The sequence below is a fragment of the Patulibacter sp. SYSU D01012 genome, assembly GCF_017916475.1.
GTDB lineage: Bacteria > Actinomycetota > Thermoleophilia > Solirubrobacterales > Solirubrobacteraceae > Patulibacter.
Genome location: NZ_JAFMTB010000002.1, coordinates 1,046,450 through 1,064,850, shown reverse-complemented (window position 1 = coordinate 1,064,850; position 18,401 = coordinate 1,046,450). Strand labels below are relative to the sequence as shown.

Sequence of the window (18,401 nt, the reverse complement as noted above, 5' to 3'; positions counted from 1 at the left end):
GGTCGCACGGCGACGTGTGGGCACCCCGTGGGCAGGCTCAAGGGCGGCTGAACATCCGCCCGGCGCGCGGTCCGCGCCGGACGGTGGAACCATCGTGCCGCGGCGCCTGCCCCGGCGCTATGGGGGATGGCCCCCGACGGACCCCCGGTCGTCCCCGGCGCGCGGAGGACCCGCCGTCCGCCCCACGGCGGAGCGCGCACCGCCGGGCTCCTCCGCGCGGGGGAGGGCGGCGACCGCGCGGGCGTCCGCGCGGCCGACGGCCCGGGGACGCACGCGCCCGACGCCCCGCCGGGCCGCACGGCAGACTGTCGCCCCATGAGCCAGATCGAGTCCGTCCGCGGCCGCCAGATCCTCGACTCCCGGGGCAACCCGACCGTCGAGGTCGAGGTGGTCCTGTCCTCCGGCGCGACCGCCCGCGCGGCGGTGCCGTCGGGCGCCTCGACCGGCGAGTTCGAGGCCACCGAGCTGCGCGACGGCGGCGACGCGTTCCTGGGCAAGGGCGTGACGAAGGCCGTCGCGAACGTCAACGGCGAGATCGCCGACGCCGTGAAGGGCCGCGACGCCACGGACCAGGCGGGCCTGGACCGCGCGCTCATCGATCTGGACGGCACGCCGAACAAGTCGCGCCTGGGCGCGAACGCCATCCTCGGCGTCTCGCTCGCCGTCGCGAAGGCCGCGGCCGCCGACGCCGGTCAGCCGCTGTGGAAGCACCTGCAGGTCGAGGCGAACGGGAAGAACCGCCCCGGCGTCACCCTGCCGGTGCCGATGATGAACGTCCTCAACGGCGGCGCGCACGCGGACAACTCCGTGGACTTCCAGGAGTTCATGATCGTCCCGTTCGGGTTCCCCACGTTCTCGGAGGGCCTGCGCGTCGGCACCGAGGTCTTCCACCACCTGAAGAAGCTGCTGCACGAGCGCGGGCTGGCCACCGCCGTGGGCGACGAAGGCGGCTTCGCCCCCGACCTGGGCTCGAACGAGGAGGCGCTGCAGGTGCTCGTCGACGGCATCGAGCGCGCCGGCTACACGCCGGGCGAGCAGGTCGGCATCGCGCTGGACCCCGCCACCTCGGAGATCTTCGAGAACGGCGCCTACGTCCTCGAGCACGAGAACCGCACGCTGTCCGCACAGGAGCTCTCCGACTACTGGGCCGACAAGGCCGGCAAGTACCCGATCCTGTCGATCGAGGACGGCATGAACGAGGAGGACTGGGACGGCTGGAAGACCCTGACCGGCGCCATCGGCGAGCAGGTCCAGCTCGTCGGCGACGACCTCTTCGTCACCAACCCGGAGCGGCTGAAGCGCGGCATCGACCTGGGCGTCGGCAACTCCATCCTCATCAAGGTCAACCAGATCGGCACCCTGACGGAGACGCTCGAGGCGATCCGCATGGCCCAGGAGGCCGGCTACACCGCCGTCATGTCGCACCGCTCCGGCGAGACCGAGGACGTGACGATCGCCGACCTGGCCGTCGCCACCGGCTGCGGCCAGATCAAGACGGGCGCGCCGTCCCGCTCGGACCGCGTCGCGAAGTACAACCAGCTGCTCCGCATCGAGGAGGCGCTCGGCGCGGACGCGGTCTACCCGGGGCGCGGCGTCTTCCGCGCCTAGCGCCCCGGCCGCCCCGGCCCGCGGACGCGGACCGGGGCGGCACGAACGGGCGTTCCCGGGCCGTGCAAGCGTTCTTGCACGCCGTCCGGGACGTCCGTTGCAAGCGCGGTTTCGCGGCGAGGAGGCGGCACCGGGCCGGCGAACACCCCCGGCGTGAGCAGCACCTCGTACTCCGGCCCCCGCTCCCGGCCCGCCGCTCCGACGACCCGCGTCGTCGTGAACCGCGCGCGGCTGGGCAAGGTGGCCCTCGTGCTCCTGCTCCTCGTCATGGCCTCGAGCTACGTGCGTCCCGCCCTGGACTGGGTGTCGGCGCGCAGCACCGCCGGCCAGCAGGCCGCGCGGCTCGCGGAGCTCGAGCGCACCGAGGAGCGCCTGCAGGCGCAGAAGCACCGCCTGACGACGGAGCGCGGGCTGGACGAGGCCGCGCGCGAGCTCGGCATGGTCCGCTCGGGTGAGCGGACCTACGTCGTGCGCGGGCTGCCGAAGGACTGACCGCACCCCCGTCCCGGTGCTCTCCGCCCTCCACTTCAGGAGGGCACGGGGACGACCGTGCGCGTCAAGCAGGAGGGCGGCGGGCCGCGGGAGGCGGCCCGCTAGCCTCCCTCCTGTGCGGCTGATGTTGGCGGTGGACCAGTGGCGGACGGCCGAGCGGCACGTCATGGCGCTCGAGGGTCGGGAGAGCCTGCGCGCCGAGGAGATCGTCGGCGCGGTCGGCGACGAGCTGCGCCGCCGCCTGGGCGGCGCCTTCACGGCCGGCGAGCTCGTCGACCTGTACGACGCCGGCACGAGCTGGACGCTCGACCTGGCCGCGCGCCTGGCGCCGTCCGACCCCGACCTGTGGTCGGCGACGGTCACGGACGCGGCGTTCTGGCGCTACCTGGGCCACGCCCAGGACTGGGGCGGTGGCCGCCTGATCGTCCCGGACGAGTAGGCGACGCGCGGGACCGCTTCCGCGGGGGCCGGACGGTCGCGTCGGCTGGGCGGGCGACGACGCGCCGCGCGGCCCGACGGCCGGCGCCAGAACGAGCACCGGCCGCGCGGGGCGCGGCCGGGGAGCGGGGCCGACGGACGGCGGGGTCGTTCGCGGGTGCCGTCCGCGGGCGGGTGCGGCGCGCGCGGCGCCGCGGAGGATCAGCCCTCGTCGCCGCCGGTCTCGACGCGGCGGATGACGATCTGGTCGTCCTCGATCGTGACCTCGACGGGCCGGTGGCCGGCCCAGTGCTCGGCGTACAGGCCCGAGTCGGCGACCGCCGGGTCCAGCCACAGGCCGTAGCCCTCGTCGCCGTGGTCGAACGTGCCCTCGAAGACGTTGGCGCCCGAGCCCCCGCGGCGGCGACGGCCGCCGCGACGGCGACGGCGCGGCTTGTCGTCCTCGTCCTCGTCGCCCTCGGAGGCGGCGGCGCGGGCGGCGGCCTTCTCCGCCTCCTCGGCGGCCTTGCGCTCCTCCTCGGCCTTGCGGGCGGCCTCGGCGGCCTCGAGCTCGACGGCGATCTGCGCGTCGTCCTCGGCGCGCAGGTCCACGTCCTCCGGGGCGACCAGGCCCGACGGGTCGTCCGGCGAGGCGGCGGTCAGGTCGTTCTTCTCCTTGAACTCCGCGATCTCGGGGCCCGTGACCTCGAGCTGGTGCGCGATCCACGCGTCGGTGCGGCCCTGGCGCACCCAGGTGCGGATCTGGTTCAGGTGGGGTCGGAGCGAACGACGTGCCATGTAGCAGCGAAATCTACCGACGATGGAGGGGTGGACGCGTGGCGACCGTACGCGCTCGCGCGCGCGAGGAGGCGTCGGGCGGCCCCGCGGCTACGCGAAGACGAGGCTGAGCACGCGGAACATCACGAGCGTGACGAGCACCGCGGTCAGGGTGAGGACCGCCAGCAGCATGAGATAGCGCAGGGCGCGCCGCCGCTTGACGGCGTCGAAGGCGCGCATCGCCTCGCGGCGCTCGACCTCGCGCAGCATCCGCTCGCGCTGCCGCTGGGCGATCTCCGTCTCGCGCGCGAGACGCCGCTCGAGCTCGTCGAGGGACCCCCGCTGGCGTTCGCGTGCGGCGCTCACCCGTCCGAGCGTAGCCCATCCCGGCACGCCCGCCACATCCCGCGCCGCGCCTGGCGGGCGGCCTGCTCCAGGCGCCGCAGGGTCGGAGCGAGGCGGCCGTTGGGCGGGATCGTCAGCACCCGCGCGTGGCCGGTGGCGACGAGTCGGGCACTGAGGGTGGCGCGGGCGCCGACGGGTCGGAGGGCGGCGAGCAGACGCCCGTACGGGTCGGTCCGCTCGCGGTCGAGGACGAGGGTGACCAGGCGCCCGGTGGCCCAGCGGCGGTTCGCGCGGGCGGCGGCCGGGCCGAAGCACTCCACCGGCTTGCGGGGGTGGACGGACTCCGGCGTGTCGACCCCCAGGTAGCGGACGGTCACGGTCGCCGCCCCGCGCGCGTCGCGGAAGCGCAGGAGCGCCGTGTCGCCGTCCACGGTGCGCACGACGCGCGCGCGGGCGCCGGGCGACGCGAGGGCGGCCACGGCGCGCCGCGTCGGCGCGGCCGGCGACGCCGGACCGCCGCCCGGGGGCGACAGGCGGACGGACAGCCATCCGCCGGCGACCGCCGCCACGGCGACGAGCACGGCGACGGGCGGGCCGGGGCGGTCGGGCGCGGCGGGCACTCGACCGTCCTACCGCCCGCGGACGCCCGGGACGGCGTCCGCGCAGGACCGGCACAGCCCCGGCACGAAGGACGCGCACACCGTCGGCGGACCCACCCGGCCGGCCCGGGGTTTTGGGGTACCATCGCCGCCTCGCCGCCTGACCGTGCTGTCGGATCCGGGGAGCCGAGGACACCCCAGGGGCCCGCGTGGGGCCCGGGGGCACCGAAAGCAACCGAGAAGGACCATCATGGCTGTACAGACCGCTTCGACGATCGACCGCGTCACGGAGCTGCTCGGGGACGACGCCGAGTCGCTGCTCGGGCACACCTCGACGACCATCGACGCCTCGCAGCTGCACCTGCCGGGCGGGGACTTCGTCGACCGGGTGTACTCCCAGACGGACCGCAACCCGCGCGTCCTGACGAACCTGCAGCGCATCTTCGGGCACGGGCGCCTGGGCGGCACGGGCTACGTGTCGATCCTGCCGGTGGACCAGGGCATCGAGCACTCGGGCGCGGCGAGCTTCGCGCCCAACCCGCAGTACTTCGACCCGGCGAACATCGTCGAGCTCGCCATCGAGGGCGGCTGCAACGCCGTCGCCTCGACGCTCGGCGTCCTCGGCGCGGTCTCCCGCAAGTACGCCCACAAGATCCCGTTCGTGGTGAAGATCAACCACAACGAGTTCCTCTCGCTGCCCGAGACGTACGACCAGATCATGTTCTCGTCGGTGCAGCGCGCCTACGAGCTGGGCGCCGCGGCCGTCGGCGCCACGATCTACTTCGGCTCCCCGCAGTCCGACCGCCAGATCGTCGAGGTCGCCCGCGCCTTCGAGGAGGCGCACCGCCTGGGCATGGCCACGATCCTGTGGTGCTACCTGCGCAACTCGGCCTTCAAGGTCGACGGCGTGGACTACCACACGGCCGCGGACCTGACCGGCCAGGCCAACCACCTCGGCGTGACGATCGAGGCGGACATCATCAAGCAGAAGCTGCCCGAGCTCAACGGCGGCTTCAACGCGATCAAGGTCGGCAAGACGCACAAGCTCGTCTACGAGCAGCTGACGACGGACCACCCGATCGACCTGACCCGCTACCAGCTGGCCAACTGCTACATGGGCCGCGCGCCCCTGATCAACTCGGGCGGCGCCTCCGCCGGCGAGAGCGACCTGGCCGAGGCCGTGCGCACGGCGGTCATCAACAAGCGCGCCGGCGGCGCCGGCCTGATCTCGGGCCGCAAGGCCTTCCAGCGCCCGATGGCCGAGGGCGCCGCGCTGCTCCAGGCGATCCAGGACGTGTACCTGGATCCGGCGATCACGATCGCGTAGGCGATCCGGCCCGCGCCCGTCACCCTCTGCCTACAATCGGGGAGAGATGGCGGGCGCGGCAGAGCTGTTCACGGTGTGCAACAGCTGCGGGCAGCAGGTGAGCGCCTTCGTGACCGAGTGCCCGTACTGCGGCACCCGCCTGCGGCAGCGCGCCCCGCGCCTGGACCGCAAGGACGGCGACCTGGAGGCGCTGCTGCGCGCCCCGGACGAGCACGACGACGCGCCACCCGTCGTCGAGGACGACACCGTCGTGCCCCTCCGGGGGCCGCGCCGCGTGCGCGGCCCCAAGCCGCAGCGTGCCGCCGCGGCGCCGCGTGCGCCGCGGCGCGCCCCGCGGGTGCGGCGGCCACGGCCCCGCGCCGACGCCGGCGACCGGCGGCCCTGGGCGACGATCGCGATCGTCCTGCTGTCGCTGCTGACGCTGCCGCTGCTGCAGCTGCTGGCGGCGAACGACCTGCAGCTCGTCGGCGGCCTGACCGACCAGCCCTTGTGGCGGCCCGTCGTGGCCGCGCTGACGTACGGCGACACGTGGCACGCGCTCGCGGTGCTCGCGGGCCTCGGCGTCTTCGGCTGGCTGTGGGAGCGCCGCGCCGGCGCGGTGGGGACCGCGGTCGTGGTGCTGCTCTTCCTCGTCGCCGGGGTGGGCGGGCTCGTCGCGTCCGCGGCGGTCGATCCCGGGGCCGTCCACACGGGCGGCGTCGGGGCCGCGACCGCGCTGGCGACGGCGTGGATCGTCGCCGAGCTGCGGGCGCGCGCCCGGGGCGAGAGCCTGGACGGCGACCTGCTCGGGGCCACGGTCCTCCTCGCGGTGCCGCTCGCCACGTCCGTCGTGGTGCCCGCCGGCGCCCCCGTCGCGGCCGCCGTCGGCGTGCTCGTCGGCGCCGCCGCCGGCCTGGGGCTGTCCGCCGCCGGCCGCTGACCGGCCCTGCGAGCGGGCGCGGCCGGCGATCGCGCCGGCCGGCCGGGACGGACCGCCGCCTGCGTATGCTCCCTCTGGTGTCCGAGCGTCCCTACACGGCCGAGCAGGTCGACGCCGCGGTGCGGGAGATCAGCGAGCCCGGGCGGCTCCGCCGCGCCGAGGAGGTCGTCACCCACGCGGTCCCGAACCTCCAGAAGATCATCGACTCCGCGCTGCACGACGGCGGCTGGTTCAGCCAGGGCCACGAGCAGCAGGTGGCGCAGGCGGCCGGCGAGGCCGACCTGGCGGCGCGCCGCGCGCGCATGGAGGGCCTGATCGCCGAGGAGTCGCGGCTGGCGATGCTCGTCGGCGTCACCGTCGGCTTCGCCCTCGCCCGCGAGCTCGCCGCCCCGGGCACGGCGGCCGCCGAGGCGGACGCCGAGACGACCGAGTAAGCGCGAAGAGGAGAACCGCATGACCACGCTCACGTTCCTCGGCCAGTCGGCCGTCCTGCTCGAGGCGGACGGGCGCCACGTGCTCGTCGACCCGTTCCTGAGCGACAACCCCAAGGCGACGACGTCGCCGGACGACGTCCCCGCGGACGTCATCCTCGTCACGCACGGGCACGGCGACCACCTGGGCGACGCCGTCGCGATCGCGCGGCGCACCGGGGCCCCGATCGTCGCGATCGTCGAGGTCGCCAACGAGCTCGCGGAGGAGGGCGTGGAGGTCGTCGACCTGAACCTGGGCGGCACCCACGCGTTCGACGGCGGCTGGGCCCGCCTGGTGCCCGCCTGGCACACCGGCACGACGCCGAAGGGCACGGTCGCGACGCCCGGCGGGTTCGTCATCCACCTGGGCGGCAAGACGATCTACCACCTGGGCGACACCGCGCTGTTCAGCGACCTGGCGCTGCCGGGCCGCCGCGACCGCCTGGACGCCGCGCTCATCCCGATCGGCGGCCACTACACGATGGACCGCCACGACGCCGTCGAGGCCGCGCGCCTGGTGGGCGCGCCCGTGGTGATCCCGGTGCACTACGACACGTTCCCGCCGATCGAGACGGACGCCCAGGCGTTCAAGGCGGACGTCGAGGACCAGGGCGTCGGGCGCGTCGAGGTGCTGGCGCCGAACGACACCCTCGAGCTCTAGGGTCCGGGCATGGCGTCGACCGCGATCGTGCTCGTCCAGGCGGACTCCCGGGTCCTCGGCGATCTGGGCGAGCGGCTGGCCGAGATCGACGGCGTGGCCGAGGCGTACTCGGTGACGGGCGACTGGGACTTCGTGGCCATCGTCCGCGTCGGCGGCACCGAGGACATCCCGCGGGTCGTGACGACCGGGATCGCCCGCCAGGAGGGCGTCGAGCGCACGCAGACGCTGATGGCCTTCGAGGCCTTCAGCCGGCATGACCTCGACGCGTTCTTCGACATCGGGGGCTGAGCGGGTGTCGATCGCCCGTCCGGAGCTCGGGCCGTCGCTGCCCGAGCTGCTCGGCCCGCGCCTGCGCCGCGGCGCGCTGCTGCGTCGGGCCCTCGTCGTCCTCGCCGCGCTCGTGGTGCTGGCGGCCGTGGCGCTCTGGTGGCACCGCCGGCCGGCGTCGCTCGAGCAGGCCGTCGTCCGCGGTCCGCTGACGTTCAACACGCGCTACGACGACCGCATCGAGCGGGTCGCGGCCGGTCCGGGCGAGCTGCTGCACCTGCGCACGAAGCCCGGCCCCGGCCGCGGGCCGGAGGACCTCGTGTTCCGCGACGGCGGGGCGGCGCCCCCGCGCCCCGAGCCGGCCGGCGGACCGGTGGCCCAGCTCGCGCTGCGGATGGCGGGCGTCATGCGGGGCGAGACGGCCGGCCTGCAGGGCTTCCAGGTCCGCTCCCAGGGCCGCGTGAAGATCGGCCGCGACAACGCCGGCTGGCTCGTCCGCTACCAGTTCCGCCGCGACGGCAAGACGTGGTACGGCCTGCGGATCCTGCTGCTGCCCGACCTGCAGGGGACCACCGAGCGGGTGCTCGACATGTCGCTGCAGAGCCAGTCGTCGAAGGTCGTCGGCAACATCTCCGAGGCCGGCAGCAACGGCCCGATGCGCACGCCCGTCTACGGCGTGGCGTTCGGCACCGAGGCGCCGTAGGCGCCGCGGCCGCGGCTGCGCGGCGCCGCAGCGCGGGCGCGGCCCCGGCCGCGACGTGTGCCCCCGCCGTCGCCGAAACCCGTCGGCGAGGGCCGTCGTCGTCGACGCGGCCCTACGGCCGCACGGTGAGCGTCAGGGGCGCGGCCGGCATCGGGCCGCCGGCCCCGGGCGTGGGCTGCGGCGCAGCCGGGGCGGCGGTGGTGGCGCTGGGCGTGGGCGCCGTCGGCGCCGTCGTCGTCTTCGGCGCGGGGGCGGTGGTCGTCTTCGGCGCCGTGGTGGTCGTGCCCTGCGGCAGCGTCACCGTCTGCTCGCCCGTGTCGACGGGCGGCGCCGTCGTCGTCGACGGGGTCGTCGGCGCGGGCGCGGTCGTCGTCGGCGCCGTCGTGCCGGCCGGCAGCGGCGCGCCGGTCGGACCGGTCGAGCCGGTGCCGGTGGGCGTCGGGCCGGTGGTGGTCGCGCGCGTCGTGGTCGTCGCGTCCGTCGTCGTCGTCGCCCGCGCGGTCGTCGTCGCCCGGTCCGTCGTCGTGGCGACGGCCGCGGGCAGGCCCCCGGTCGGCGCCGTCCGCGTCGGGGCCTGCGGGGTCGTGGCCGCCGTGGAGACGCGCAGCGCCGGCGGCGCCACCGGCGCGGCGGGGCGGGCGGCCGCCTGCACCTGGTGCACGTCGATCGTGGCGTCGTAGCGGCTGCGCGCGTGGTCGACCTCGACCGCGCCGGCGGTGACGAGCGCGGCGGCGGCCAGGCCGGCCGCGGTCTTCGACGCGATCGCGCCGACGCCGGTCGTCAGCATCCCGCCCGTGACGGTGCTCGCGGCGACGCCGCCGGCCGCCGCGCCGCCGGACGCGCCGATGCCGGCCGTCACGTGCGCGAGCGCCTTCTTCAGCACGACGAGCGGCCCGAGCGGGAAGACGGCCTGCAGCGCCTTGTTGTTCGCCTTCAGGTGCGTCTGGAACGCGGCGCAGCGGTCGCACTCCTTCAGGTGGCGGCGGACCGGCGGGCTGAGGCGCTTGAGCGACTCGGACGCCTCGCCGAGCTCCTCGCGGACCTCCTCGCACGTCAGGTTGCGGGCCTCGGAGGCCTCGGCGAGCGCGACGCGGGCGCGCACGAGGAGCGACTTGACGCTCGGCACCGTCGTGTCCATCGCCTCGGCGATCTGGTCGTACGACAGCGCGTCGATCTCGCGCAGCAGCAGCGCGGTGCGCTGGGTCTCGGGCAGCGCCTTCACGTCGCCGAGCAGCTCGCGGAACTCCTCGCGGCGGTGCGCGGTGTCCGCGGCGGAGATGCCGTGGTTGGCGACCCGGTCGTCCATCGTGTCGACGCCGATGGGCTGGACCTTGCGCAGGTGGTTCAGGCAGCGGTTGCGCGCGATCCGGTACAGCCACGGGCGGACGTTGATCGCCCGGTCGTCGCCGATGATCGCGTTGAACGCGTTGGCGAAGACCTCCTGCAGCACGTCCTCGGCGTCCTCGCGGCTGCCGAGCATGTGGCGGCAGAACGCGAGCAGGCGCGCCTGGTACCGCTGCACCAGCACCTCGTAGGCGGCCTGGTTGCCCCGGCGCGTCAGCGTCACCAGGCGCTCGTCGCCCTGCAGGCGCAGCAGCGTCGAGGGGCCGCGAAGGGTGGGGGCGGTGTCGAGGGCGGAGACTTCCACGTGGGGCTTTCCGGCCGGGTGCGCCGGGACGCGCACCCGTTCCTGCGGGTCGGAACACCGCGACGGCGCGGAAGTTGCGGTGCCTTCGCGGGGCCGCGCCATCCGGGCGCGGCGGGCGGTGGGACGACCCGTCCCCCAACGGTACCGCGAGAGCGCGCCCGCTTCCAGGGGGCGCGCGATGGGAGAATGGGGCACGTGCTCCGGCGCCCCCTCCACGCGCTGTACCGCCGCCTGGGCGAGCGGTACCCCACCGTCGCGGTGCTGCTCGTCGTCGCGCAGGGGCACCTGGTCGTCCTCGGCTCGGTGCTCGTCCTGTCGCGCTTCGTGGACCTGCCGGTCGAGGGCTGGGCGGTGCTCGTCGGCACCTCGCAGGCGCTGACGCTCGCCGAGAACGTCCTCGTGATGAGCACGGCGTACCGCTGCCTGCGCCCCGTCCGGGCGTGGCACCGCGATCCCGACCCGCCGGACCGGGCGACCGACGCCTGGCGGGCGCTCACCCGTCTCCCGCTGCGCCTCGTCGCGACCGGCGCGACGGCGCGCTCGGCGGTGTGGGCGCTCGTCATGGTCGTCTCCGTCTGCCTGGTCGCGGGCCTCGAGGCGTGGCCCAGCGGGGTCGTGCTCGGTCTCGCCGCCGCCGTGGTGCTGCTGACGGGCGTGCTCGTGCGCTACCTCGAGGTCGAGCTGGTCCTGCGGCCGGTGGTCGAGGCGGTCGCGCCGCAGCTCGACGACGACGCCGAGCTGGACCGCACGCTGTCGCTGCGCTGGCGGCTGCTCGTCGGCATCCCGCTGATCACGCTCGTCGCCGGCGGCGTCGTGGCGACCTTCAGCACGGACACGCAGGGCCTGGACGACCTGGGCGTCGGCATCGCCGTGGCGCTGACCACGAGCGCGACGATCGCCCTGGGGCTGTCGGCCCTGCTCGTCCGCAGCTTCATGGCGCCGATCCGCGAGCTGCAGGCCACGACCGAGGCCGTCACCAGCGGCGACCTGCGGCGCCGCGTGGCGGTGCTCGGCGGCGACGAGATCGGGCGGCTCGCCCGGCAGATCAACATCGGCCTGCGCGGCCTGCAGGAGCGCGACCGGCTGCACGAGGCGCTCGGCACGTACGTCGATCCGGTCGTCGCGAGCCGCGTGATGGACGAGGGGCCGCAGCTGCGCGGCGAGGTGCGCGAGGTGACCGTCGCCTTCATCGACATCCGCGGCTTCACGGCCTTCGCCGAGGGCTCGACGCCGACCGACGTCTTCCGGCTGCTCAACGAGTTCTACGGCGTCGTGGTCCCCGTGATCGAGCGCTACGGCGGCCACGCGAACACGTTCCAGGGCGACGGCCTGCTCGCGGTCTTCGGCGCGCCGACGGACCTGGAGGACCACGCCGACCAGTGCGTGGACGCCGCGATCGAGGTGGCCCGCGCCGTGCGGCGGCACTTCGGCACCGACCTGCAGCTGGGCATCGGCATCAACAGCGGCCCCGTCGTCGCCGGCACGATCGGCGGCGGCAACCGGGCGGCGTTCACCGTCATCGGCGACCCCGTCAACACGGCCAGCCGCGTCGAGGCGATCACCCGCCAGACGGGCGACATCGTGCTGCTGACCGAGGAGACGCGGCGGCGGCTGCGGCGCGACCACGGCACGATCACGGCGCGCCCGCCCGCGCCGGTGCGCGGCAAGCGGGCGCCGATCCGCCTGCACGCGCCGCTGCTCGCCGGCCGGGTGGAGGACCAGGGCCACGAGCTCGAGCACGGCTTCGGCCGGCTCATGGACCGGCCGGACGAGCCGGTCGACGGGCCGCGGCGCTAGCGCCGCGGCCCGCCGCGCTCACAGCTCGCCGCGGGCGGCGGCGATGATCGCGCCGCGCAGGATGTCGTGCTCGGAGACCTCGGCCTCGTTCACGCCGAACTCGCGCAGCGCGACGCCCAGCAGGACGCAGCCGGCGACGATCGTGGGGGCGCGGTCCCGCTGCAGGCCGCGCACCTCGCGGCGCTCGTCCTCGGTCATCTGCGCCAGGCGGGCGGTGAGCTCCTCGACCTGCGCGAGCGTCAGGCGGTAGCCGTGGACCTTCGCCTGGTCGTACGGCTCGAGCTCCTGCGCCATCGCGGCGCACGACGTGGCGGTGCCGGCGACCGCGATGACGGTGCCGACCGTGGCGCGGACGTCCCCGGGCACGGCGGCGTCGTAGATCGCGCGCACGTCGTCGGCCATCGCGGCGAGCTCGTCGTGCTGCGGCGGGTCGTGGTGGACGTGGCGCTCGCTCTGCCGGACGACGCCGGCCTGGGTGGAGACGGAGAACGTGGCGGCGCCGTCGTGGCCGACGACGAACTCCGTCGAGCCGCCACCGATGTCGACGACCGCGACGGGCCGGTCCTCCGGCGGACGGCCGCTCGTGGCGCCGAGGAACGTCAGCGCCGCCTCCCGCTCGCCGGGGATCGTCTGCGCCTCGATGCCGTACGCGTCGCGCACGGTGGCGGTGAAGTCGGCGCCGTTCTCCGCGTCGCGAACGGCGCTCGTCAGGACGCCGACGGCGCGCTCGACGCCGTGCTCGTCCAGCAGGCCGCGGATCACTCCCAGCTCGGTCGTGACCCGCTCGATCGCGGCGGGGTCCAGGCGGCCGGTGCGGTCGACGCCCTGCCCCAGGCGCGTGACCGTCGCGCGGCGGTGCAGCTCGGTCAGCCGGCCCTCCGCGTCCAGGTCGGCGATGAGCAGGCGGGTCGAGTTGGACCCCATGTCCACGGCGGCGAGGCGCATGCGGGGAACGTACCCGGCCTGGACGGGCCACACCCGCCGTGCGAGCATCGCGCCATGGCGACCCTGTACACCTGCCCGGCGCGCGACGCCGCGGGCCTCGTCCACCCCTGCGGCCGGGCCGCGAAGGCGCTGCGCGACCACGGTCATCCGTTCGCGATCGAGACCGTCGGCGGCTTCCGGGCGCTGCCCTGGACCCGGAAGGGCGAGCGCGACCACATCCGGGCGCTCTCGGGGCAGGAGAACGTCCCCGTGCTCGTCACGGACGACGGCACGGTCGTGGCGGGCTCCGGGACGATCATCCGCTGGGCGAAGGAGCACCCGGCCACCTGACCGGGGGGAGGCCGCCGCGGCGGCCTCCCGCGGTGTCTCATACCGCCGGTAGGATGCGCTCGCCCGCACGCCGGGCGTCCGCCCCCGTCCGAGCACCGCATGCCGAAGTCCCCGATTCCCTCCTCGCTCCCGAAGACCGCCAAGACCGCCCGGAAGGCGGTGGTCAAGGCCGGGGCGAAGGCCGGCAAGGCAGCGTCGCGCGCCCGCGGCGGCTCGCGACCGCGCGCCGCGCACCTGGGTCCCGAGCGCCGCCGCCCGATGATCCTGGACGCGGCGTTCGAGGTCTTCCTGGAGAAGGGCTACGAGGGCGCGTCGATGGAGGAGATCGCGCGCCGCGCCGGCGTGTCGAAGCCGGTGGTCTACTCGAGCTTCGCCGGCAAGGACGCGCTCTTCGGCGAGCTGCTGCGCCGCGAGGAGGAGCGGATCCTCCAGGCGATCGCCGCCGCCGTCCCCGGCGAGCTGGACGAGGACGACCCCGAGCCCTTCATCGCCGACGCCCTCACGGCCTTCCTGCAGGCCGTCGTCGAGTCGCCGCAGGCGTTCAGCGTCGTCTTCCTGGGCGCCGGCGGCGCGGACGCCGCGATCACCCGGCGCGTGCAGCGCGGGCGGGAGAAGCAGATCGACGCGATCTCGGCGCTCGCCGAGCGCTGGATGGCCCGCCACGACGTGCCCGAGCCCGAGGCCCGCGGGCGCATGTACGGCTATCTCTTCGTCGGCATGGCCGAGAACGCCGCGCGCGCCCTCGTCGCCGAGCCCGACCGCTGGACCCCGCGCGGCTACGGCGAGCAGATCGCGCGGATGATCATGAGCGACAGCCGCGGCCTGTTGCGCGGCCGCGACGCCGCGTAGCCGCGGGAGCGGGGGACCCGCCCGGTCGCGCCCCGCACGAGGCCGTCAGTCCGCGGCGGGCGCCCGGGGCGGCCGGGCACGCGACACGCATGTTGCCGTGGTGCTAAGGTCCATGACCCAAGCGGCGCGGGGTGGAGCAGTCAGGTAGCTCGTCGGGCTCATAACCCGAAGGTCGCAGGTTCGAATCCTGCCCCCGCTACTCAGGAACGAAGGGCGTCTCTCCGGAGGCGCCCTTCGTCGTCGTGGGGGGGGGCGTTGGACGATCGGACGGACGGCGTTCAGTCGGAGCCGGGTCGGCCGAGAGACCGGGGACCATGTCCCGAACTCCGAGGTCCCGCCGTCTGACGCGGGCCACCACCACGGCGCTCGGCGGTCTGCTCGCCGCCGCCTGCCTGCTCCCGGGCGCCGCCTCCGCCGCCGCGCCACCGGCCATCCCGCGCTGGACGATGGGCGCCCAGAACGGGGCCCTCGCCTTCAGCACCAGCACCCAGCGCACGGGCACGATCTGGCGCGACGGCACGCACGCCGCCCCGATCAAGCAGGACGGCGACGACGTCTTCGGCACCGTCTCGGCCTGGAGCTCGGACGGCAACCGCGTGCTGATCACCCCCAACCGGACCACGCTGTTCGACGTCAACCCCTGGACGGGGAAGCTCGTCGAGTCGGCGACCGAGAGCGACAGCGACCCGAACGCCGCGATCCTCGGACCCTCGGTCTCGCCGGACGGTCTGACGTACGCCTGGGGCACCCCGCGAGCCGGCGTGCACATCGGCAACCCGTACGACGGGTTCTCCTCCTTCTGGCTGCACGCGGTCGCCGGCACCGGATGGTCCGGCAGCGACCGGCTGGCCTTCATCAACGACGAGGACGAGCACGTCGACGCGAACGACGACCCGGGCATCTACGTCCAGAACGGCGCGTCCGAGACGCCGCGCGGGGACCTGCACTTCGCCGCCCCGACGACGGACTACCCGCAGCAGGTGTCCCTGTCGGCGAACGGCACGCGCCTGGCCTACCACGCGCTGGACCAGGACTCCGGGAAGGACGCGATCTACGTCAGCTCGGCGGAGAACAGCAGCACGCCGCGGACCCTCGAGCCCGGCGGCATGCCCGGCGCGCAGGACCGCTTCGCCGCCATCGCGCCGGACGGCGCGCGCGTGGCCTTCGCGTCCGACCGCAGCGGGGCGTGGGCGATCTGGACGGCGAACTGGGACGGCACGGGCGCCACGAAGGTGCCGAACACCACGCTCGCCGACGGCGAGCGGTACACGGGGCTCGCCTGGCAGCCCGCGCAGGTCCCCGACCTCGCCTTCACCGAGATCTCCAGCGCCACCGAGGTCGGCTCGACGCTGTCGCTCGACATGATCGGCGGCGAGATCGGCTCCGCGCCGCTCGAGACGAGCTACTCGTGGCAGCAGTGCGACGACGGCACGAACGCCGGCTGCGTCGACACCGGCGTGACGACCGCCACCTTCCCGGTCACCCGCGCTCACCTCGGCCACCGGTACCGCGTCGTGCGCACCGTCACCAACCCGGCGGGGACGGACACGCTGGCGTCCGAGATCACCGAGGCGATCTCGGAGCCGCCGCCCGCCGACACCGACCCGCCGGCGCAGCCGACCTTCGGCGAGAAGCCGGCGTCGCGCAGCAACGACCCGCAGCCGCGGCTGACCTGGACCGGCGCGGAGCCGGGCGGCACGTACGCGTGCTCGCTCGACGGGGCCGCGTTCACGGCCTGCACCTCGCCGCAGGTGCCGACCCTGACCGGCGAGGGTCCGCACAGCTTCCGCGTGCGCCAGATCGACGCCGCCCAGAACCTGGGCGCCATCGTCGAGCACGCCTGGACGTTCGACGCCACCCCGCCGGCGACGCCCGTCGTGACCGCCAAGCCGCCCGCGGCGACGCAGGAGACGAGCGCCCGCATCGCCTTCACGGGCGACGAGCAGCACGGCGGCTTCGAGTGCCGGCTCGGCTCCGACGGGGCGGCCTGGTCGCCCTGCAGCTCGCCGGTCGACATCACCGGGCTGGCCGAGGGCGACAAGCGCTTCTCCGTCCGGCAGGTCGACGAGGCCGGCAACGCGTCCGATCCCGCGATCGTCACGTGGAAGGTCGACCGCACCGCGCCGGCGCAGCCGACGGTCACGACCGACCTGCGTGACGTGGTCACGACGACGACGCTCGACGTCGCCTTCACCGGCGAGACCGGCGGCACGTTCGAGTGCCGGCTGGACAGCGCGACCTTCGTGCCCTGCACCACCCCGGCCACGCTGACGGGCCTGACCACGGGGCAGCACACGTTCTCCGTCCGCCAGACCGACGCCGCCGGCAACCGCGGCGACGCGCGGGACGTGCCGTTCACCGTCGACGTCACCGGCCCGGCGAAGCCGACGATCACGGACGCGCCCGCCGCGTCGGTGAAGACCCCGAAGGTCGCGTTCGCCTTCACGGGCGCGGAGTCCGACGGCTCGGGCTTCGAGTGCTCGATCGACGGCGTCCGCGGCTGGGCGGCGTGCCAGAGCGGCGTCGAGGTCGACGGCCTGCCCGAGGGCACCTACGCCTTCCGGGTGCGCCAGGTCGACGCGCACGGCAACCGCGGCGAGGCCGCGTCCCGCACGTGGACGTACGACGCGACGCCGCCCGCGAAGCCGACGCTGATCGGTGACCTGGACGTCGTCCGCACGCACGGCGCCGAGATCCGGTTCCGCGGCGAGGGCCCCGAGGGCGCCGGCACGTTCCAGTGCCGCCTGGACCAGGGCGCCTGGGTGCCCTGCTCGTCCCCGGCCGGGCTGCCGGGGCTGACCGCCGGCCCGCACGCCGTGGAGGTCCGCGAGATCGACGTCGCCGGCAACGTCGGCGCCGCCACCGAGGACGCCTTCACCGTCGACTTCACCGGCCCCGCCACCCCGGAGGCGACCGGCGGCCCGAAGCGCGACACGCGCGAGACGACCGCCACGCTGACGTTCGACGGCGCCGACCCGGACGGCTCCGGCTTCGAGTGCCGCCTGGACGACGGCGCCTGGGCGGCCTGCGCCTCGCCGCACGTCCTCACGGACCTGACCGACGGCCCGCACGTCGCCGAGGTGCGCCAGCTGGACCGCCACGGCAACCCGGGCGACGTCCTGACGTACCGCTGGACCGTCGACCGGACCGGCCCCGCCGCGCCGGCGATCACCACGCGCCCCGAGCCGCGCACCCTGGACACCGCCGCCGAGGTCGACGGCACCCTGGCCGAGCCGCACGGCACGGTCGAGCACGCGCTCGACGGCGGCGGCTGGAGCACGACGACGCTGCCGCTGCGGCTGACCGACCTGGCCGTCGGCGAGCACGTCCTGCTCGTCCGGCAGACCGACGCGGCGGGCAACCACGGCGAGCCGGCCCGCATCGCGTGGACGATCCTCGCGCCGCCGCAGCCGGCCACGCCCGAGCAGCCCGCCGCGCCCGCGAAGCCGGCGACGCCGGCGCCCGCGGCGGCCACGCCCGCCCCGGCGACGACCGCGCCCGCGGCCGCGCCGACGAGCGCGCCGAAGCTGACGATCGTCGGCGGCGCGGGCACCGGCGGCGGGACGGGCACCGCGTCGGCGGCCACGATCACCGTCCGCAAGGACGGCGTGGGCGTCGGCTGCGCCATCACCGGCACGGTGCTGACGTCGTGCAAGGTCGACCTGTACGCCGACGCGCCCGGGCGTGCCGCCTCGCGCGCCGCGGGGGATCGTCGCGTGCTCGTCGGCACCGGCGAGTACCGCAGGGCCGACGGCAGCGCCCGGATGACCGTGGCCGTGACGCTCAACGCCACGGGCCGCGCGCTGCTGCGCCGGTCGCCGCGCGGTCTGAAGGTCGCCGTCGCCATCACCGGCCGCCCGGTCAAGGGCGAGCCGCTGAAGGCCACGGGCGCCGCGACGCTCGTGCCGCAGCGCACGACGGCGGTCGTCGGCGGGTTCGCGATCAACCGGGCGACCCTCGTCGCCGCGGCGAAGCGGCAGCTGACGGCACTGGCGCAGCAGGTGCGCGGCACGGCGGTCGCCGTCCGCGTCGTCGGCCACACCGACGGCTCGTCGACCGACGCCGACTACCTGAAGGGCCTCGGCCTGCGCCGCGCCCGCACGGTGGCCGCGTTCCTGCGCGCGCACGGCGTGAAGGCGAAGGCGACGCTGGTCTCGCGCGGCGCCACGCAGCCGCGGGCGACGAACGCCACGGCGGCCGGCCGCGCGGCCAACCGCCGCGTCGAGCTGCGGATCGACCGCTAGCCC

General features: G+C 75.5%; 18 protein-coding genes and 1 tRNA gene. 14 read left to right on the top strand and 5 right to left on the bottom strand.

Annotation, left to right across the window (positions count from 1 at the left end; translation table 11 throughout):
- Nucleotides 1-315 precede the first annotated feature (315 nt).
- The 3 genes from eno to J3P29_RS14445 all read left to right on the top strand — a co-directional run bounded on the left by eno (nucleotide 316) and on the right by J3P29_RS14445 (nucleotide 2,539).
- Nucleotides 316-1,608 carry a phosphopyruvate hydratase gene (eno, locus tag J3P29_RS14455; RefSeq protein ID WP_210494337.1) on the top strand — a complete coding sequence of 431 codons (1,293 nt, stop codon included), beginning with the start codon at nucleotides 316-318 and terminating at the stop codon, nucleotides 1,606-1,608.
- Nucleotides 1,609-1,761: 153 nt separating this feature from the next.
- Nucleotides 1,762-2,100 carry a septum formation initiator family protein gene (locus J3P29_RS14450; RefSeq protein ID WP_210494335.1) on the top strand — a complete coding sequence of 113 codons (339 nt, stop codon included), beginning with the start codon at nucleotides 1,762-1,764 and terminating at the stop codon, nucleotides 2,098-2,100.
- A gap of 115 nt (nucleotides 2,101-2,215) precedes the next feature.
- Nucleotides 2,216-2,539: a hypothetical protein gene (locus J3P29_RS14445; protein ID WP_210494333.1), complete on the top strand. Its 324-nt coding sequence runs from the start codon at nucleotides 2,216-2,218 to the stop codon at nucleotides 2,537-2,539.
- A 200-nt stretch (nucleotides 2,540-2,739) separates the two neighbouring features.
- Here J3P29_RS14445 and J3P29_RS14440 read toward each other — a convergent pair whose 3' ends face one another.
- The 3 genes from J3P29_RS14440 to J3P29_RS20840 all read right to left on the bottom strand — a co-directional run bounded on the left by J3P29_RS14440 (nucleotide 2,740) and on the right by J3P29_RS20840 (nucleotide 4,259).
- Nucleotides 2,740-3,315, bottom strand: a complete 576-nt coding sequence (locus tag J3P29_RS14440; RefSeq protein ID WP_210494331.1) for a hypothetical protein — start codon at nucleotides 3,313-3,315, stop codon at nucleotides 2,740-2,742.
- Nucleotides 3,316-3,405: 90 nt separating this feature from the next.
- Nucleotides 3,406-3,660, bottom strand: a complete 255-nt coding sequence (locus J3P29_RS14435; RefSeq protein WP_210494328.1) for a hypothetical protein — start codon at nucleotides 3,658-3,660, stop codon at nucleotides 3,406-3,408.
- On the bottom strand, nucleotides 3,657-4,259 hold the full coding sequence (locus tag J3P29_RS20840; RefSeq protein ID WP_210494325.1) for a thermonuclease family protein: 603 nt from the start codon (nucleotides 4,257-4,259) through the stop codon (nucleotides 3,657-3,659). Before J3P29_RS20840 ends, J3P29_RS14435 begins: the two co-directional genes overlap by 4 nt.
- 229 nt (nucleotides 4,260-4,488) lie before the next feature.
- Here J3P29_RS20840 and J3P29_RS14425 point away from each other — a divergent pair, with 229 nt between their 5' ends.
- The 6 genes from J3P29_RS14425 (at nucleotide 4,489) to J3P29_RS14400 (ending at nucleotide 8,585) form a co-directional block, all read left to right on the top strand.
- Nucleotides 4,489-5,565, top strand: a complete 1,077-nt coding sequence (locus tag J3P29_RS14425; protein WP_210494323.1) for a class I fructose-bisphosphate aldolase — start codon at nucleotides 4,489-4,491, stop codon at nucleotides 5,563-5,565.
- Nucleotides 5,566-5,611: 46 nt separating this feature from the next.
- A complete protein-coding gene (locus tag J3P29_RS14420; protein WP_210494320.1) occupies nucleotides 5,612-6,484 on the top strand; it encodes a rhomboid family intramembrane serine protease in 873 nt (290 codons plus the stop codon).
- Nucleotides 6,485-6,561: 77 nt separating this feature from the next.
- The gene (locus tag J3P29_RS14415; protein ID WP_210494318.1) at nucleotides 6,562-6,918 is read left to right on the top strand and encodes a hypothetical protein; all 357 of its coding nucleotides are present in this window, start codon (nucleotides 6,562-6,564) and stop codon (nucleotides 6,916-6,918) included.
- Between the two features lie 19 nt (nucleotides 6,919-6,937).
- Nucleotides 6,938-7,615 carry a metal-dependent hydrolase gene (locus J3P29_RS14410; protein ID WP_210494316.1) on the top strand — a complete coding sequence of 226 codons (678 nt, stop codon included), beginning with the start codon at nucleotides 6,938-6,940 and terminating at the stop codon, nucleotides 7,613-7,615.
- A 9-nt stretch (nucleotides 7,616-7,624) separates the two neighbouring features.
- Complete coding sequence (locus tag J3P29_RS14405) at nucleotides 7,625-7,903, top strand: Lrp/AsnC ligand binding domain-containing protein (protein ID WP_210494314.1); 279 nt, start codon at nucleotides 7,625-7,627, stop codon at nucleotides 7,901-7,903.
- 4 nt (nucleotides 7,904-7,907) lie between these two features.
- Nucleotides 7,908-8,585, top strand: coding sequence for a hypothetical protein (locus J3P29_RS14400; protein WP_210494311.1), 678 nt, complete (start codon nucleotides 7,908-7,910; stop codon nucleotides 8,583-8,585).
- 112 nt (nucleotides 8,586-8,697) lie between these two features.
- Here the strand turns inward: J3P29_RS14400 and J3P29_RS14395 are convergent, their stop codons facing one another.
- On the bottom strand, nucleotides 8,698-10,233 hold the full coding sequence (locus J3P29_RS14395; RefSeq protein WP_210494309.1) for an RNA polymerase sigma factor: 1,536 nt from the start codon (nucleotides 10,231-10,233) through the stop codon (nucleotides 8,698-8,700).
- 195 nt (nucleotides 10,234-10,428) lie between these two features.
- Between J3P29_RS14395 and J3P29_RS20045 the strand changes: the two genes are divergently transcribed.
- A complete protein-coding gene (locus J3P29_RS20045) occupies nucleotides 10,429-12,030 on the top strand; it encodes an adenylate/guanylate cyclase domain-containing protein (RefSeq protein WP_210494307.1) in 1,602 nt (533 codons plus the stop codon).
- 18 nt (nucleotides 12,031-12,048) lie between these two features.
- On the opposite strand, the gene J3P29_RS14385 is transcribed toward J3P29_RS20045, so the two are convergent.
- Complete coding sequence (locus J3P29_RS14385; RefSeq protein WP_210494304.1) at nucleotides 12,049-12,975, bottom strand: Ppx/GppA family phosphatase; 927 nt, start codon at nucleotides 12,973-12,975, stop codon at nucleotides 12,049-12,051.
- A 54-nt stretch (nucleotides 12,976-13,029) separates the two neighbouring features.
- On the opposite strand from J3P29_RS14385, the gene J3P29_RS14380 reads away from it, so the two are divergent.
- The 4 genes from J3P29_RS14380 to J3P29_RS14365 all read left to right on the top strand — a co-directional run bounded on the left by J3P29_RS14380 (nucleotide 13,030) and on the right by J3P29_RS14365 (nucleotide 18,398).
- Nucleotides 13,030-13,305 (top strand): glutathione S-transferase N-terminal domain-containing protein, encoded by a 276-nt coding sequence (locus J3P29_RS14380; protein WP_210494302.1) that lies wholly within the window; start codon nucleotides 13,030-13,032, stop codon nucleotides 13,303-13,305.
- A 99-nt stretch (nucleotides 13,306-13,404) separates the two neighbouring features.
- On the top strand, nucleotides 13,405-14,154 hold the full coding sequence (locus J3P29_RS14375) for a TetR/AcrR family transcriptional regulator (protein WP_210494300.1): 750 nt from the start codon (nucleotides 13,405-13,407) through the stop codon (nucleotides 14,152-14,154).
- Nucleotides 14,155-14,279: 125 nt separating this feature from the next.
- Nucleotides 14,280-14,353, top strand: a tRNA-Met gene (locus tag J3P29_RS14370).
- A gap of 115 nt (nucleotides 14,354-14,468) precedes the next feature.
- Nucleotides 14,469-18,398: an OmpA family protein gene (locus tag J3P29_RS14365; RefSeq protein WP_210494298.1), complete on the top strand. Its 3,930-nt coding sequence runs from the start codon at nucleotides 14,469-14,471 to the stop codon at nucleotides 18,396-18,398.
- Nucleotides 18,399-18,401: the final 3 nt, after the last annotated feature.